12 protein-coding genes are annotated in these 14,445 nt (G+C 69.5%); 8 read left to right on the forward strand and 4 right to left on the reverse strand.

Features of this window, described 5'->3' with window-relative positions; translation table 11 throughout:
* Positions 1-50 precede the first annotated feature (50 nt).
* Together ACTJLD_RS17175 and ACTJLD_RS17180 are read left to right on the forward strand one after the other, a co-directional pair.
* The gene (locus ACTJLD_RS17175; RefSeq protein ID WP_440659348.1) at positions 51-1,103 is read left to right on the forward strand and encodes a CaiB/BaiF CoA transferase family protein; all 1,053 of its coding nucleotides are present in this window, start codon (positions 51-53) and stop codon (positions 1,101-1,103) included.
* Positions 1,104-1,243: 140 nt separating this feature from the next.
* The gene (locus ACTJLD_RS17180; protein WP_269139822.1) at positions 1,244-1,468 is read left to right on the forward strand and encodes a type II toxin-antitoxin system Phd/YefM family antitoxin; all 225 of its coding nucleotides are present in this window, start codon (positions 1,244-1,246) and stop codon (positions 1,466-1,468) included.
* A 185-nt stretch (positions 1,469-1,653) separates the two neighbouring features.
* Here ACTJLD_RS17180 and ACTJLD_RS17185 read toward each other — a convergent pair whose 3' ends face one another.
* Complete coding sequence (locus ACTJLD_RS17185) at positions 1,654-2,097, reverse strand: PaaI family thioesterase (RefSeq protein WP_011353771.1); 444 nt, start codon at positions 2,095-2,097, stop codon at positions 1,654-1,656.
* Positions 2,098-2,368: 271 nt separating this feature from the next.
* Between ACTJLD_RS17185 and ACTJLD_RS17190 the strand changes: the two genes are divergently transcribed.
* Positions 2,369-3,988: a methyl-accepting chemotaxis protein gene (locus tag ACTJLD_RS17190; RefSeq protein WP_440659349.1), complete on the forward strand. Its 1,620-nt coding sequence runs from the start codon at positions 2,369-2,371 to the stop codon at positions 3,986-3,988.
* Here ACTJLD_RS17190 and ACTJLD_RS17195 read toward each other — a convergent pair.
* Entirely contained in the window at positions 3,961-5,070 is a 1,110-nt protein-coding gene (locus ACTJLD_RS17195; RefSeq protein WP_027790352.1) for an AGE family epimerase/isomerase, read from the reverse strand. The genes ACTJLD_RS17190 and ACTJLD_RS17195 overlap by 28 nt on opposite strands.
* 114 nt (positions 5,071-5,184) lie before the next feature.
* Between ACTJLD_RS17195 and ACTJLD_RS17200 the strand changes: the two genes are divergently transcribed.
* From ACTJLD_RS17200 to ACTJLD_RS17215, 4 genes are all read left to right on the forward strand, one after another.
* On the forward strand, positions 5,185-5,883 hold the full coding sequence (locus ACTJLD_RS17200; protein ID WP_059693051.1) for an MgtC/SapB family protein: 699 nt from the start codon (positions 5,185-5,187) through the stop codon (positions 5,881-5,883).
* Positions 5,884-5,975: 92 nt separating this feature from the next.
* Complete coding sequence (locus ACTJLD_RS17205; RefSeq protein WP_440659350.1) at positions 5,976-7,478, forward strand: flagellar hook-length control protein FliK; 1,503 nt, start codon at positions 5,976-5,978, stop codon at positions 7,476-7,478.
* A 175-nt stretch (positions 7,479-7,653) separates the two neighbouring features.
* On the forward strand, positions 7,654-7,809 hold the full coding sequence (locus ACTJLD_RS17210; protein ID WP_006481665.1) for a hypothetical protein: 156 nt from the start codon (positions 7,654-7,656) through the stop codon (positions 7,807-7,809).
* A 204-nt stretch (positions 7,810-8,013) separates the two neighbouring features.
* Positions 8,014-8,493, forward strand: coding sequence for a GNAT family N-acetyltransferase (locus tag ACTJLD_RS17215; RefSeq protein ID WP_060083820.1), 480 nt, complete (start codon positions 8,014-8,016; stop codon positions 8,491-8,493).
* A 458-nt stretch (positions 8,494-8,951) separates the two neighbouring features.
* Here ACTJLD_RS17215 and ACTJLD_RS17220 read toward each other — a convergent pair whose 3' ends face one another.
* Both ACTJLD_RS17220 and ACTJLD_RS17225 read right to left on the reverse strand, forming a co-directional pair.
* A complete protein-coding gene (locus ACTJLD_RS17220) occupies positions 8,952-12,026 on the reverse strand; it encodes a heavy metal translocating P-type ATPase (RefSeq protein WP_440659351.1) in 3,075 nt (1,024 codons plus the stop codon).
* A 184-nt stretch (positions 12,027-12,210) separates the two neighbouring features.
* Complete coding sequence (locus tag ACTJLD_RS17225; RefSeq protein ID WP_440659352.1) at positions 12,211-12,534, reverse strand: type II toxin-antitoxin system HicB family antitoxin; 324 nt, start codon at positions 12,532-12,534, stop codon at positions 12,211-12,213.
* Positions 12,535-12,986: 452 nt separating this feature from the next.
* Here ACTJLD_RS17225 and ACTJLD_RS17230 point away from each other — a divergent pair, with 452 nt between their 5' ends.
* Positions 12,987-14,423 (forward strand): DUF1254 domain-containing protein, encoded by a 1,437-nt coding sequence (locus tag ACTJLD_RS17230; RefSeq protein WP_440659353.1) that lies wholly within the window; start codon positions 12,987-12,989, stop codon positions 14,421-14,423.
* The last annotated feature ends 22 nt before the right edge of the window (positions 14,424-14,445 follow it).

Raw genomic sequence — 14,445 nt, forward strand, 5'->3', positions numbered from 1 at the left:
ATCGGGCGGTTTCGCCGCTCTTGTCCCGACTGCATTTCAGCGAGGCTCTCATGTCATTGAACGCGCCGCTTTCCGGCATCCACATCATCGAATTCGAAGGTCTCGGCCCCGGCCCGCTCGCGGGCTGGATGCTCGCGGGGATGGGCGCGCGGATCACGCTGATAGCGCGCCCGGCCGGCCGCACGAGCGCGCCGGACGCATTGAAGGCCCGCGACGGCGACCTGCTGCGCGAAGGCAAGACGATCGTCGAACTCGACCTGAAGTCGCCGGCCGGCCGCGAGGCCGCGCTCGACCTGATCCCGCAGGCCGATGCGCTGATCGAGGGCCTGCGGCCCGGCGTGATGGAGCGGCTCGGCCTCGGGCCCGAAGATTGCGCGCGCCGCAATCCGAAGCTCGTGTACGGCCGGATGACCGGCTGGGGCCAGCACGGCCCGCTTGCCGCCGCGGCCGGGCACGACCTGAACTACGTCGCGCTGACAGGGCTGCTGTCGCTGTCCGCGCCGCGCGACGGCCGGCCGGGGTTGCCGCCGACCGTCGTCGGCGATGCGGGCGGCGCGCTCGGGCTCGCGTTCGGGATCGTCTGCGCGCTGTTCGACGTGCGCGGCGGCGGGCCGGGGCGGGTGGTCGACGGCGCGATCGTCGACATCGTGTCGATGCTCGGTTCGCTCGCGCTGTGGGCGCGCGCGAACGGGCAGCTCGACGGCGCGCAGCCGAGCCTGTTCCACGATGCGCCGTTCTACGACGTGTATCGCTGCGCGGACGGCGAGTGCGTGACGATCGGCGCGCTCGAGCCCCCGTTCTACGCGCTGCTGGTCGAACGGCTCGGGCTGACCGACGTCGATCCGGCATCGCAGTACGACCGCGCACGCTGGCCCGCGCTGAAGGCGCGTTTCGCCGACGTGTTCGCGCAGCAGCCGTCCGCGTACTGGCGCGCGCTGCTCGAAGGCACCGACGTGTGCTTCGCGCCGCTGCTGAGCGTGGCGGATGCGGTCGCGCATCCGCATAACGTCGCACGCGGGATCTATCGAACGGACGAGAACGGCAACGTGCGGGCGCGGGTGGCGCCGCGGTTTTTGCCGCTGGCGGGGGATGGGGCCGAGTAGCGCGTCGAAGCTCGCGGTTCGGGAGCAAACCCGGCGTTATCGTGAGGGCATTCTGGATAGAGCTAAAGTTGGTACCGAACAAGGTATGGTGAAATTTCGATCGAATCAGGAGCGGACATGCCCACACCATTCTGGCCAGCGTGACGGCGAGCGTTTCGGAGCTGAAGCGGAACCCGACGGGAACCGTGGCGGCGGGCGAGGGCTTCCCGGTCGCGATCCTGAGCCACAACGAACCGGCGTTCTACTGCATCCCGGCGAAGACATGGGAGGCGATGGTCGAACGTCTCGAGGATATCGAAGACAACGCGCTCGTCGAGTCGCGAGCCAACGGGAAAGTCGTCAAGGTCAAGCTGGTTGACCTTTGAGTTCGCGTTGCTCGAACCTGCGTTGAAGGCCTGGAAGAAGCTCGACCGCACCGTTCGCGATCGGTTCGAGGCGAGACTTGCCGAACGGCTCGAAAATCCTCGCATTCCTTCGGCCAGGCCGTGCGACACGCGCTGTGGCTTCGGCGTTTCGCGGCTTGTCTCGTCGAACCGGCCGGTGCCGCCCGTCAGGCCGTCTCTTCCGGCGCATCCGGCATCTTTCCGTCGCCGACGCGGTTGATCGTGCCTTGCGCGATCGCGACGAGCCGTTCGTGATCGCCGTCGATGACGAACACGTGACACTGGCAGGTCGCCTGGTGCCGGCCCGCGTACACGAGCTTCGCGCGCGCGACGAGCGTGCCGTTCACGGCCGGCCGCAGATAGTTGATCTTGTATTCGGCCGTAATCACGCGCGGGCCCAGCACGAGCGCGCCGGCGAACGTCAGCGCGTTGTCCGCCAGGTAGCTGATGACGCCGCCGTGCACGAACCCGTGTTGCTGCCGCAGTTCTTCGCGCACGGGCAGGCACAGCGACACTTCGTTGTCGCCGATATGCATCAGCTCCGTGCCCAGCAGCATGCTGAACGGTTGCGCGCGCAATGCGCCGCGCGCGTGATCCGTGATGTCGGTCATCGAACTTCCTTCGAAATGAGCGCCCGCTTGCGCTGAACTCTAGGAAGGGGGCTGCGGATAAGCAAGGAAATTCGTCCGCATTTCGTGCAAATTCCGGCGCGATGCGACGCGATTATTGCGTCGAATACCGAAGATCCCCCGGTTTGCCGGCGATTCCGCGGGAATGCAGGAGCAACGTGAACTTTGCCGTCTCCCGGTCCTAAAGTCCGACGAAGAAATGCCGCTAATGCCGGGGCATTGCCTCATCGTCCGCTTTCCAGGAATCTCCCCCATGTTCGGAAAAATCAAGCTCGCGTCGGGTCTGCTCGGCGTGTTGACCGTGTTCTGCCTTTTCCTGTTCGCGATCGAGGCGCTCGGCTTCTGGGCGCTCACGTCGACGCGCACCGGCGTCGACGACCTGTCGAACGTCGCGATCACGCAGGTCGGCGCGGCGAGCCAGGCCACCCAGCAACTGCTCGACGCGCGCATCAACCTGTCGCGCGCCGGCACGCGGATGGTGCGCGGCGGCCCGAAGCCGGACGACATCATCCGCCATGCCGGCGCGTCGCTCGCGGAAGCCGACAAGGCGTTCGCCGCGCTGACGGCCGTGCAGCCGGTCGACGAGACCAACCGCGCGCGCGTCGCGGCGCTCACCGAGCGCTATCGCGCGCTGCGCGGCGCGCTGGGCGAACTCGTGCAGTTCCTCGACGCCGACAACATCCAGGCATTCCTCGACCAGCCGACGCAGGGCATCCAGGACGCCTATATCGCCGAGCTGCGCCGCTTCACCGACTACGGCGGCACATCGAGCCGCTCGGCGCTCGATACGATCGACGGCGGCATGCTGTGGTTCAAGTCGGTCGGCATCGTGCTGCTGGTGGCGATGCTCGTGGCGAGCGCGGCGATCTACGCGGCCGCGCGGCGCGCGGTCGTCGCGCCGCTGGAAGAAGCCGGCCGCCATTTCGAGCGGATCGCGCAGGGCCGGCTCGATGAAGTCGTGCGGGCAGGCGGCGTGTTCGAGATCGACCGGATGCTGCGCGGCCTCACGACGATGCAGACGAGCATCGCGGGCACCGTGCGCACGGTGCGCCAGGCGTCCGATGCGATCCACCTCGGCGCGGGCGAGATCGCGGGCGGCAACGCCGACCTGTCGGCGCGCACCGGCACCCAGGCCGCATCGCTCGAGGAAACGGCCGCGAGCATGGAGGAGCTGACGGCAACCGTCCGTCAGAACACCGACAGCGCACGTGCGGCGAGCGCGCTGGCCGACGCGGCGCTCGAGGCGACGAGCCACGGCGGCGGCGTGGTCGACAGCGTGATCGACCGGATGCGCGGCATCGCGCAGAGCTCGGGGCGGATCGCGGAGATCATCTCGGTGATCGACGGCATCGCGTTCCAGACCAACATCCTGGCGCTGAACGCGGCCGTCGAGGCCGCGCGGGCCGGCGAACAGGGCCGCGGCTTCGCGGTCGTCGCGGGCGAAGTGCGCTCGCTCGCGCAGCGCAGCGCGCAATCGGCGAAGGAGATCAAGGCGCTGATCGAGGATTCGGTCGCGCAGATCAACGGCGGCGCGGAGCTCGTCGAGCGCGCCGGCGAAGCGATGCGGACGGTATCGACGTCGATCACGCGCGTCGTGCAGACGATGTCCGAGATCACCTCGGCGTCGGTCGAGCAGAGCGTCGGGATCGAGCAGGTGAACCAGGCCGTCACGCAGATGGATCAGCTCACGCAGCAGAACGCGGCGCTGGTCGAGGAAGTCGCGGCGGCGGCCGCGTCGCTGAACGACCAGACCGCGCACCTGATGCAGGCCGTGTCGGTATTCGAACTGGGCGATGGCCGTGCCGCACGCGACGAACGCGCGGCATCGGCGTTCGCCGGGACGGGTTACGAACCGGCCGGCAGCGCCGCGTAGGCGGTCGCGAGGTGGTAGGGCGTCGTCGACGGCATGTCGGCGCGCGACACCTGCCCGTCAGCCGTCTTGCACTCGAACCAGCCGCGCGGATGCAGGAAGCGCGCGGCGAAGCGCTCGATCTGCCGCGCGAGCGGCGCGGAGGCCGGCGTGCCGCCGTGCGTCGCGAGCGCGCGCAGGTACTCCGTCTGCGCCCAGATCCGCTGCGTGCCGTCGACGCACGCGCCTTGTGCATCGAGCGCCGCGCAGACGCCGCCCGTCTGCGGATCGACACCGTATTGCTCCGCAAAGCCGAACGCGCGCGACAGCGCAGCGGGGAGCCCCGTTTGCGCGAGCCGCGCGCCGGCCGCATCGACCAGATAGAACCACTCGAACTGATGACCGGGCTCGAAACGGTTGTCTGCCGCGCCGAGCGGCAGCTCGGCCACGCAGCCGGTCGCCGCGTCGACGAACGTGCGCTCGACGGCCTGCGCGGTGTGCGCGAGCGCGTCGTCGAACGCCGCGTCGCCGAATGCATCGGCAGCCGCGAGCCACGCTTCGGTCAGGTGCATCAGCGGATTCTGCAGCGCCCCGCTGCCGGATGACGAGAAATCGGCGTGGCGCGCCGCATCGAGCAGCGCGTCGCCGGGGTGCGGCGCGAAACGGTCGCGGATCAGCGCGGCGGTCTCCTCGGCCGTCGTGCGCGCGGCGGCGTCGCCCGACGCCGCATACCAGGCGGCGCACGCGAACACGATGAATGCGTGCGTATAGAGATCCTTGGTCGTGTCGAGCGGCGCGCCCTGCGCGTCGACGCTGTAGATCCAGCCGCCGTGGCGCGTGTCGCGAAAGCGCCGGCCCAGCGCGTCGAACAGCGTGGCTGCGTGCGCGGTGTCGCCGGCCTGCGCGAACACGAACAGTTGCCGTGCGCACGCCATTGCGCGATAACGGGTCACGGGCAGCGGCGCGTGGGTGGCCGGATCGACGGCTTCGAACGGCAGCTGCAATGTCTGGTCGAACCCTGAACCCCGCCAGATCGGCAAGACGACGTGCGCGAAATGGTGGCGCAGCTGGGCGGCCTGGGCGGAAGCGGAGTCGGAAACGGACATGACGGGGTTGAGCGCTGGGTTCGAAACGTGTCGGCGCGGCCCGGAGGATCGGCGCGGCCGGGGCCAAGGATAAAACATTCCGCGCGGCCGGCACCAAAAAAGGAGATAAATCGCATGCTGAGCAACCTGGAACTCGTGATGCGGCTCGTTCTCGCGGCGGCGCTCGGCAGCGTCATCGGCTTCGAGCGCGAGCGCCTGTCGTGGGCCGCCGGCCTGCGCACGCACATGCTCGTCTGTGTCGGTTCGACGCTGATCATGATCGTGTCGGCGTTCGGTTTCGCCGACGTGCTCGGTAGCAGCGACCACATCATGCTCGATCCGTCGCGGATCGCCGCGCAGGTCGTGTCGGGCATCGGCTTCCTCGGCGCGGGTTCGATCCTGCTGCGCGGCGAGATCGTGCGCGGGCTGACGACTGCCGCGAGCCTGTGGTCGGTCGCCGCGATCGGCCTTGCGGTGGGCGGCGGGCTGTACGTCGCGTCGATTTCGGCGACGATCATCATTCTGATCATCCTGGCCGGCATCAAGCCGCTGGAGCGGCGCTATTTCACGGTGCGGCAGCGCCGCCAGGTCGCGCTGACGGTCGTGAGCGGCACGCTGAACTTCGATTCGCTGCATGCGGCACTCGGCCCGGACAGTGCGCGCGTGAAGCAGTTCATCGTGCAGCGTGCCGACGACACGGGCGAGCACGACGAGGTGCGCATCGCGCTCGCGCGGGTGTCGGCGCTCGAATACCAGGCGATCTGCGACAAGCTGCGCGCGCTGAAGGGCGTGACGCGTTTTGAAGAGGGCAACGGGCTGTCGGGCGACGAATAGGCTGAATCGGCAACGGGGCATGCGACAATGGCCGACCACCGATTCCGTTCGACATCCGGTTCCGTGTTCGCGGGCCCCGCTATCCGATTTCCATGACCGAATCCGTTTCCTCGCCTCGCTCCCGTTCCCGTTCCAATCGTTCGTCGGCCCGTTCCCGCCAGCGCTCGGCTGCTGCCGCGGGGAGTACGTCCGCGAGGGCGACGGCGCGGTCCGGCAGTGCGCCGGCCGCCGACGCGTCGCGGGACGAGCGAACGCTCGACCTGTTCGGCGATCCGGTGTTGGAGCCGGGCGAACGCGCGCCGGTTGCGGTTCGCGACGAAGCGGGGGCGCAGGCCGATGCAGCGGTCGATATCGCGGACGATGTCGCCTCCGGGCGGCAGCCGGCGCTGGACGGGTTCGGTGCGCGGGAAGGGGCGGGCGCGGCGGCACATGCGGAAGCGGTAGAGGGCGCGGTGACGCCGGAAGTCGCGACGGTGGCCCATGGCGTTTCGGTGCCGCAAGGTGAGGAGGTTGCAGATGCCGACATCGTGCCGGCCTCCGGGGCTGTTGCGATGAAGGCGGTCGATATTCCCGTGGCGGGTGGTGTTGCAACGAAGGCCGCCGATGTGCCCGCGGCCGACGCCGTCACGATGGCGGCGACCAGGCTGCAGGCGGCCGATGATACGGCGCCGAAGGTGGCCGAAGCGCAAGCAGCTGGCGGTGAAGTTGAGCAGGCTGTTGTCGCCGCTGCCGCCGCCGTCAAATCCCGCGAAGGGAGATCTTCCGGCGACGCCGTGAAGGAGCGTCGCGCGTCGTCGGGCGGCAAACGTCGGGCGGCTGCCGGTGCAAGCGACGCGACAGCAGAGCAATCTGCGCCAGTCGTGACGAGCGTCGACACGGCGCGAGCGGCGGCCGGGGCGAGCCCGGCACCGGACGCGGTGTCGATCGTCGAGCCTCAGGCGTCGGCGGAGCCGACCAAGCCGGCAATCGCCGCGAACCCGGCGAACCCGGCGAACCCGGCGAACACGGCGAACACGGCGAACACGGCGAACACGGCGAACACGGCGAACACGGCGAACACGGCGAACACGGCGAACACGGCGAACACGGCGAACACGGCGAAGGCCGTGGACGCCGCGCCGCACCCCGACACCACCGTATCCCCTGCCACCCAGCCGGTGGCTTCCGCTGCGTCCTTTGTCACGAAGCCGTCGGTGGAGCGCGCGCAACCGGCCGCGCCGGTCTTCGATCCGGATACGCACCTGCGCCCGCTGACCGACCGCCTCGCCGCGCTGCAGGCCGACGTCGACGGTTTGACGCGCACCGCCGATCGCGAGATGCGCCGCGTCAACCGCCTGCTGCTGGCGTTGGCCGTCGTCGTGCTGGCCGGGCTCGTTGCGCTGGTGCTTCAGACGCGGCAGATCGCGCACCTGAAGCAGGACGTCGCCACGAAGCAGCAGCGGATCGATCGCCTCGCGGCCGATCTGTCGACGCAGCAGGCAACGCTGATGACGCTCGAGGAGCATCACGAGGCGCTTCTGTCGCAAGTCGACCGGCTCCAGCGCAACGCAAATCGCGAGGCGGCTGTCGCGAAACGTGCGCACCGCACGCGCTAATCGTTTCGACCCTATCCTGGGAGCCCGACGGAGCAAGGATCGCGGTTCCGCGTCGGCGATCAGGCGCCGCGCGCATGCGGCAAATGGATGCGGTGCGCTGGCAGAGTTCAGGGAAAACCCTTAGAATAGCGTCCATCTAAGGGAAAACCCTAGCCACGTCTGTCAGGAGTCTCACATGAGCTTCATCCTCGCCCTGCTGCAAAAGATCGACGACCTCTTCGTGTCGCCCCACCTGCCGCTCGACGCCGAATACTCGTACGCTGCGCGTCGTGCCGAAGCCGAGCGCGTGCGCCGTGCGCACCTCGTGCCGATCGTCCTGTATCGTCGCTGATTCGCTGATTCGCTGATTCGCTGATTCGCTGATTCGCTGATTCGCTGATTCGCTGATTCGCTGATTCGCTGATTCGCTGATTCGCTGATTCGCTGATTCGCGGCCCCCGCCGCACCTGCCTGCCCGCTTTCCGCCGCCGCATCGCGCGCCGGCGCGACCGTCCCGCTACACTGGAAGTCCGAATCCGTTCACGGTGACCGGGCCATGCTGCAGATGCGGCCGATGACGGCCAGAGAATTCCACGCGTACCGTACGCGAGCCATCGACGGCTACGCGCGCGATCTCGTTTCATCCGGACAAAATGCTGTCGAAGACGCGACCAGCCGGGCGCGCGCCTGTTTCGACACGCTGCTGCCGGATGGCTTGCGGACCTCCGGCCAGACCCTCGTCGTGCTCGTCGACACCGCCAGCGGCGACGCGGTGGGCGACCTCTGGTACGCGATCGTGCCCGAAGGGCCGAACCGCACGCTGTTCATCTACGACCTCGACATCGTCCCGTCCCGGCGTCGCCAGGGCTGGGCCACACGCACGCTCGATGCGCTCGACGCCGAGGCGCGCCGCTACGGCATCACCGAGATCGGGCTGTCGGTGTTCAATCACAACACGGCGGCCCGCGCGCTGTATCGTGCGTGCGGCTTCGCGCCGATCACGACGACATTGATCAAGCCGGTCATTCCGGGCTGAATCGGCTGGCAGGCGCTCAGCTGGGACTTGCGGCCAACCGGGTACGTCGCGGGCGGCCTGCACCATCCACACTCCCGATCCTTCCTGCTCGCCGAGCGCCGAGCCCCGAGCGCCGAGCGCCGAGCCCCGAGCCCCGAGCCCCGAGCCCCGAGCCCCGAGCGCCGAGCGCCGAGCGCCGAGCCCCGAGCCCCGAGCCCCGAGCCCCGAGCCCCGAGCCCCGAGCCCCGAGCGCCGAGCCCCGAGCGCCGAGCCCCGAGCGCCGAGCCCCGAGCCCCGAGCGCCGAGCGCCGAGCGCCGAGCCCCGAGCGCCGAGCGCCGAGCGCCGAGCGCCGAGCGCCGAGCCCCAAGCCCCAAGCCCCAAGCCCCAAGCCCCAAGCAACCGACCCCGACCATCAAACACCAACAGCCGAACGGCCCTCCGACCCTTCGACCGTCCTGCACGCGCCGCCCACACCCGCTCAGTGCGCGCGCCCTTTCCATCTCCGCAGCAGCAGCGCATTGGTCACGACGCTGACGCTGGAAAACGCCATCGCCGCGCCCGCGATCACCGGGTTCAGCCAGCCGAGCGCCGCGAGCGGCACGCCGACCAGGTTGTAGACGAACGCCCAGAACAGGTTCTGCTGGATCTTCCGGTACGTGCGTCTGGAGATGTCGATCGCATCGGCGACGAGCGCCGGGTCGCCGCGCATCAGCGTGATGCCGGCCGTGTGCATCGCGACGTCGGTGCCGGTGGCCATCGCGATGCCGACGTCGGCCGCGGCAAGCGCGGGCGCATCGTTGATCCCGTCGCCGACCATCGCGACGATTCCGCCGTGCGTGCGCTTCAGCTCGGCGACGACGCGCGCCTTGTCGTCGGGCAGCACCTGCGCATGCACCTCGCCGATGCCGAGCGCCGCCGCGACGGCCGCCGCGCTGCCACGGTTGTCGCCCGTCACGAGCACGCTCGCGACGCCGCGCGCCGACAGTGCCGCGATCGCGTCGCGGGCGCCCGGCTTCACGGTGTCCCCGAAAGCGATCAGCGCGAGCAACGCGCGCGGCGCATCGGCGCGCATCAGCCACGAGATCGTGTTGCCCGCGCGTTCGAGCTCCGCCGCGCGGGCGTCGAGCGCGGGCGGCACGGCGATGCCGAGCTCGTCGCGCCAGCGTGTGCTGCCCAGCGCGAGCAACTGCCCGCCGACGCGGGCTTCCACGCCGCGTCCCGCCACCGCGCGCGCATCGGCCGCGCTTGCCGGCGGCACCGCACTGCCGCGTGCGGCAACGTCGGCGTCGTGCGCGGCGACCACGGCGCGCGCGAGCGGATGGTCGCTCTGACGCTGCACCGCCGCCGCGAGCGCGAGCGCTTCGTCATGCGGCACGCCGACGGCTTCGAACGCCGTCACGGACGGCTTGCCTTCGGTCAGCGTGCCGGTCTTGTCGAACGCGATCACGGTGGTGCGCTGCGCGAGTTCGAGCGCCTGCGCATCCTTGATCAGCACGCCGCGCCGCGCCGCGACGCCTGTGCCGGCCATGATCGCGGCGGGCGTCGCGAGGCCGAGCGCGCACGGGCACGCGATGACGAGCACCGCGACCGCGTTGAGGATCGCGGTTTCCGTGCCGGCGCCGGCGATCAGCCAGCCGGCCAGCGTCAGCACGGCGATGCCGAGGATGGCGGGCACGAACACCTCGCTCACGCGATCGACAAGCCGCTGGATCGGCGCCTTCTCGGCCTGCGCGGATTCGACGAGGCGGATGATGCGCGCGAGCGTCGTCTCCGCGCCGATCGCGGTGGTTTCGACGACGAGCGCGCCTTCGCCGTTGATCGAGCCGGCCGTGACGGGGTCGCCATCGTCCTTCGGCACCGGCAGGCTTTCGCCGGTGATCAGCGATTCGTCGATGTGCGAGCGACCCGACACGATCCGGCCGTCGACGGGCACGCGCTCGCCGGGCCGGATGCTGACGCGGGTGCCGACACGCACCTGCGTCAGCGGCACGTCGCGTTCGATGCCGTGCTCGACGACGCGGGCCCGGTCGGGACGCAACGCGTTCAGCGCGCGGATCGCGTCGGTGGTCTGGCGCTTCGCGCGCGATTCGAGCCATTTGCCGAAGCGCACCAGCGTGACGATGACGGCCGACGCTTCGAAATACAGATGGCCGGAATGGCCGGTGCCGCGCAGCAGCATCCACAGGCTCAGCCCGTATGCGGCCGACGTGCCGAGCGCGACGAGCAGGTCCATGTTGCCGGTGCGCGCCTTCACCGCGTGCCAGGCCGCGCGATAGAAGCGCGCGCCGAAGCCGAACTGGACGATCGAGGCGAGCACGAGCTGGACCCAGCCGTTCGGCATCAGGTGGATGCCGAACGGCGCGACGAGCATCGGCGCGATCAGGGGCGCGCTCAGCACCGCAGACCAGATCACGAGATCGCGTTCGCGGATCGCTTCGAGGCGCTTGCGTGTTTCGGGGTCCTGCGCGGCACCGGCCGGTTGCGCGCCGGCGCCGGCTGACGACGCGTCGGCGAGCGACGCGCGATAGCCGGCGGTGGTGACGGCCGCGATCAGCGTGGCGGCGTCGAGGGCGCCGGCGCCGTGCACCGATGCGCGCTCGGTCGCGAGGTTGACCGCAACGCGGGCGACGCCCGGCACGGCGGCCAGCGCCTTTTCGACGCGGCCGACGCAGGACGCGCAGGTCATGCCGTCGATGTCGAGTTCGAGGTCGGCGGGGGCGGTGGAAGCAGCCGGCGGGATGGCCGCGCCGGCAACCGGCGTCGCGCTGTATCCGGCCTGTTTGACGGCTTCGGCGAGCCGGGCGGCGGTAACGTCGGGCGCGGCGTCCACGGTCGCCCGTTCGGTCGCGAGGTTGACCGACGCGCGCGTGACGCCCGGCACCTTCGCCAGCGCCTTCTCGACGCGCGACACGCAGGACGCGCAGGTCATCCCGTCGATGTCGAGTTCGATGCTGGCGGGCGCGGCAGGCGAGGAGGGGGCGAGCGCGGTAAAGCCTGCATCCGTTACGGTCGGTGTCGCGCCGTAGCCTGCCTGTTTCACGGTTTCCACCAGTTGTGCGGCGGAAACGTCGGCCGTGACATCGACGGTCGCCCGTTCGGTCGCGAGGTTGACCGACGCGCGCGTGACGCCCGGCACCTTCGCCAGCGCCTTCTCGACGCGCGACACGCAGGACGCGCAGGTCATCCCGTCGATATCGAGTTCGACGGTGCTGGTGGCCGGGAGCGGGCGGCCGGCAGTCGAAGCGGCTGCGGCCATCGGCGTGGGTGATGCTTCGACAGGATGCGCCTGCATGGCGGCGGCGACTTCGAGCACTGGTGCGCGTACGGAGGCGCCGTAGCCGGCTGCGCCGATCGCCTCGATCAGTCGCGCGGCGTCGATGGTTTCCTGCGCAGTCACCGTCGCCGCGTGCGCGTCGAGGTCGACCGCCGCCTCGACGACGCCCGGCACCGCGGCCAGCGCCCGTTGCACGCGGCCCGTGCAGCCGCCGCAATGCATGCCGTCGACGCTCAGCTCGATCGTGTGCAGCGCTGTGGAGGCAAGTGATTCTGTCATGTCGGATTCCCTGAATGCACGGCTCGTGCCGCGAATGGAACCAGTATCAACATTCCCATGATGGTAAGGTCAAGCGGTGGCAGCGCGTGCCGATGCACACAGGGTGTCACAACGCGGAAAAAGCAATCTCCCGGATTCCTGACCGACATCCGGGAGGGGCGGGCCTTTGCGCTCGACTGCGCGATCAGGCGCAGAGCTTGGCGCTCGCGAGACGATTCAGGCTGACGCCCTGCTCGGCGGCCTGGATCACCAGCGCTCGGTGTGCCTGCGGCGGGATGCGAACCTTGAATTCACCGCTGTAGGTGCGGTCGGCGATCGGCTCGGGCACCTTTTCTCCGTTTGCGGTCATGTCGCGAATGACATCGGCGACCAGCCGGCGAATACCGGCCAGCGCACCTTCCGGCGTTGCGTCGAGCCACAAAAGAGACGGGAATTCCGCGCACAGGCCAACGTGCTCCCCGTCCTCCGGGGACCACGTTACGCGGTACGTAAAGTGGTCTTGAGTCATGATTTCTGTTCCTTCAGTCGATCGATCGCGTCGAGAACCTGTCGCACCTGATCGTTGAATCGCACGTTCGCGGGCTCGCGCCTCATGAGTTCGAGGATCTTCCATACGCTAGCCGCATCGAATGGTGTCATTAGTGACACCATTCGTCAATCGACCAGCCGGCCCCCGCACTCGAGATTGTTTCGCGTTGAGCGTGTGTCGCTCCGATATCCCCTGTTTTGTTGCAAATCGCCAGAACTATTTCGCATCTGTCGACAATACGGCTAGCGTTCGGCCAGCTATTCGGCATATTAGGGGATGCCCGTAGGCGCTATGATACCGGCCTGACATCAGCGCCCACCGTTACGCAACGTCACGAAACGGTTATCCGGGCACGCTGGGGTGCCTTGCTTTCGCCATTCGCGCGTCGCACAAGGCGTTGACTGAAAAGAACGATATTCGGCCAGTACTCGATGATTGAAAACCAGCAGGAATCAGTTTCTCTGCGGCGCGTGTGCGCGTCGCTGGCCTTGGCGGCGTTGCTTGCGGGGTGCGCGTCGCAACCGGATGCCATTCAGCGGAAAACCGGCTGGATGCGCGCGGAAGTCGCCGACTCCTATGTATACGCGTATCCGCTCGTGCTGATGGACGTCGCGAAGGAAGCGGCGACCGGCGGCGACGGCGCGCAGCCGGGGCAGGCGCCGCTCAACACGCTGCGCCACGCGCAGGCGCTGCCGCCCGTCGGCGCGGTCAATCCGCCGCTGCCGGGCGTCGACACGCTCGACTCGACCGGCTGGCTCGACGTCGCCGCCGAACCCGTGATCGTCACGTTGCCCGACACGCGCGGCCGTTACTGGGACGCGCGTGCGCTCGACATGTGGACGAACGTGCTGTGGTCGTCGTCGAGCGTGGCTGCACGCGGCACACGCGGCGGTGTGCGATCGCAAACGATTGCCTTCGCCGCGAAGGATTGGCAGGGCACGCTGCCGAAGGGGGCGGTCCGTATCGACGTCCCGTCGGCCAACGCGTGGCTCGAAGTCCGTCTGCAGACGAGCGGCGGGCGCGACCTGACGAACGTGAAGAAATTGCAGCGCGCGATCCGCGTGGTGCCGCTGTCCGTCTACACGGGCGCGGCGCGCGGCGCGTCGGTGGCGGTCCATGCGGGCAGCGCGCCGTCCGAGGCGGTGGGCGGCGGCACGCCGGCCGAGCAGGTGGCCGCGCTCGACCCGAAGGCGTTCTTCGCGCGCTTCGCGCAGGCGCTGCAGGACAACCCGGCGCCCGCCGACGACGCACACGCGCAGGCGTTGCTCGGCGACATCGGCGTGTCGGCCGGCTACCCGGTGCTGTGGACGGGCGACCGCCTCGCGGCCGCGACGGCCGGCGTCGCCGAGGCGCGCGCGCGGCTCGCGACCCCGCCGTCGAACCTGCTGAACGCGAACGGCTGGAGCTGGATCGGCGATACGGCCGGCAAGTACGGCCAGGACTACACGCTGCGCGCGTACGCGGCCTACACGCAGTTCGGCACCGCGACGCGCGACGACGAAACGCTCGCGATCGTGCGTGTCGACAGCGACGGCCATCAGTTGAACGGAGCGAACCGCTACGTGCTGCATTTCGCGCCGGGCGCGCTGCCGCCGGTTCGCGCGTTCTGGACGCTCACGCCGTATGCGACGAACGGCGCGCTGCCCGACGTCGGGTCGGCGCGCCGCTCGCTCGGCGATCGCGACCGCCTGCGCCGCAACCACGACGGGTCGATCGACATCGTCGTGTCGGCGTCGCCGGGCGGCACGCATGCGGGCAACTGGCTGCCGGCGCCGCGCGCCGATTTCGCACTCGCGTTGCGCCTGTACGCACCGAAGCCGCAGGCGAGCGACGGGTCGTGGATGCCGCCCGTCGTCGTCCGGAAATGAACGGATGACCGGCGGCGTTGTC

It is taken from the genome of Burkholderia sp. 22088 (genome assembly GCF_052045915.1).
GTDB lineage: Bacteria > Pseudomonadota > Gammaproteobacteria > Burkholderiales > Burkholderiaceae > Burkholderia > Burkholderia cepacia.

Excerpts from the sequence above, each read along its gene's own strand:
- ACTJLD_RS17205 (WP_440659350.1), top strand. The coding sequence starts at position 5,976 with ATGACCGAATCCGTTTCCTCGCCTCGCTCCCGTTCCCGTTCCAATCGT.
- ACTJLD_RS17185 (WP_011353771.1), bottom strand. The coding sequence starts at position 2,097 with ATGACCGACATCACGGATCACGCGCGCGGCGCATTGCGCGCGCAACCG.
- ACTJLD_RS17210 (WP_006481665.1), top strand. The coding sequence starts at position 7,654 with ATGAGCTTCATCCTCGCCCTGCTGCAAAAGATCGACGACCTCTTCGTG.
- ACTJLD_RS17200 (WP_059693051.1), top strand. The coding sequence starts at position 5,185 with ATGCTGAGCAACCTGGAACTCGTGATGCGGCTCGTTCTCGCGGCGGCG.
- ACTJLD_RS17215 (WP_060083820.1), top strand. The coding sequence starts at position 8,014 with ATGCTGCAGATGCGGCCGATGACGGCCAGAGAATTCCACGCGTACCGT.
- ACTJLD_RS17190 (WP_440659349.1), top strand. The coding sequence starts at position 2,369 with ATGTTCGGAAAAATCAAGCTCGCGTCGGGTCTGCTCGGCGTGTTGACC.
- ACTJLD_RS17225 (WP_440659352.1), bottom strand. The coding sequence starts at position 12,534 with ATGACTCAAGACCACTTTACGTACCGCGTAACGTGGTCCCCGGAGGAC.
- ACTJLD_RS17230 (WP_440659353.1), top strand. The coding sequence starts at position 12,987 with ATGATTGAAAACCAGCAGGAATCAGTTTCTCTGCGGCGCGTGTGCGCG.
- ACTJLD_RS17175 (WP_440659348.1), top strand. The coding sequence starts at position 51 with ATGTCATTGAACGCGCCGCTTTCCGGCATCCACATCATCGAATTCGAA.
- ACTJLD_RS17195 (WP_027790352.1), bottom strand. The coding sequence starts at position 5,070 with ATGTCCGTTTCCGACTCCGCTTCCGCCCAGGCCGCCCAGCTGCGCCAC.
- ACTJLD_RS17220 (WP_440659351.1), bottom strand. The coding sequence starts at position 12,026 with ATGACAGAATCACTTGCCTCCACAGCGCTGCACACGATCGAGCTGAGC.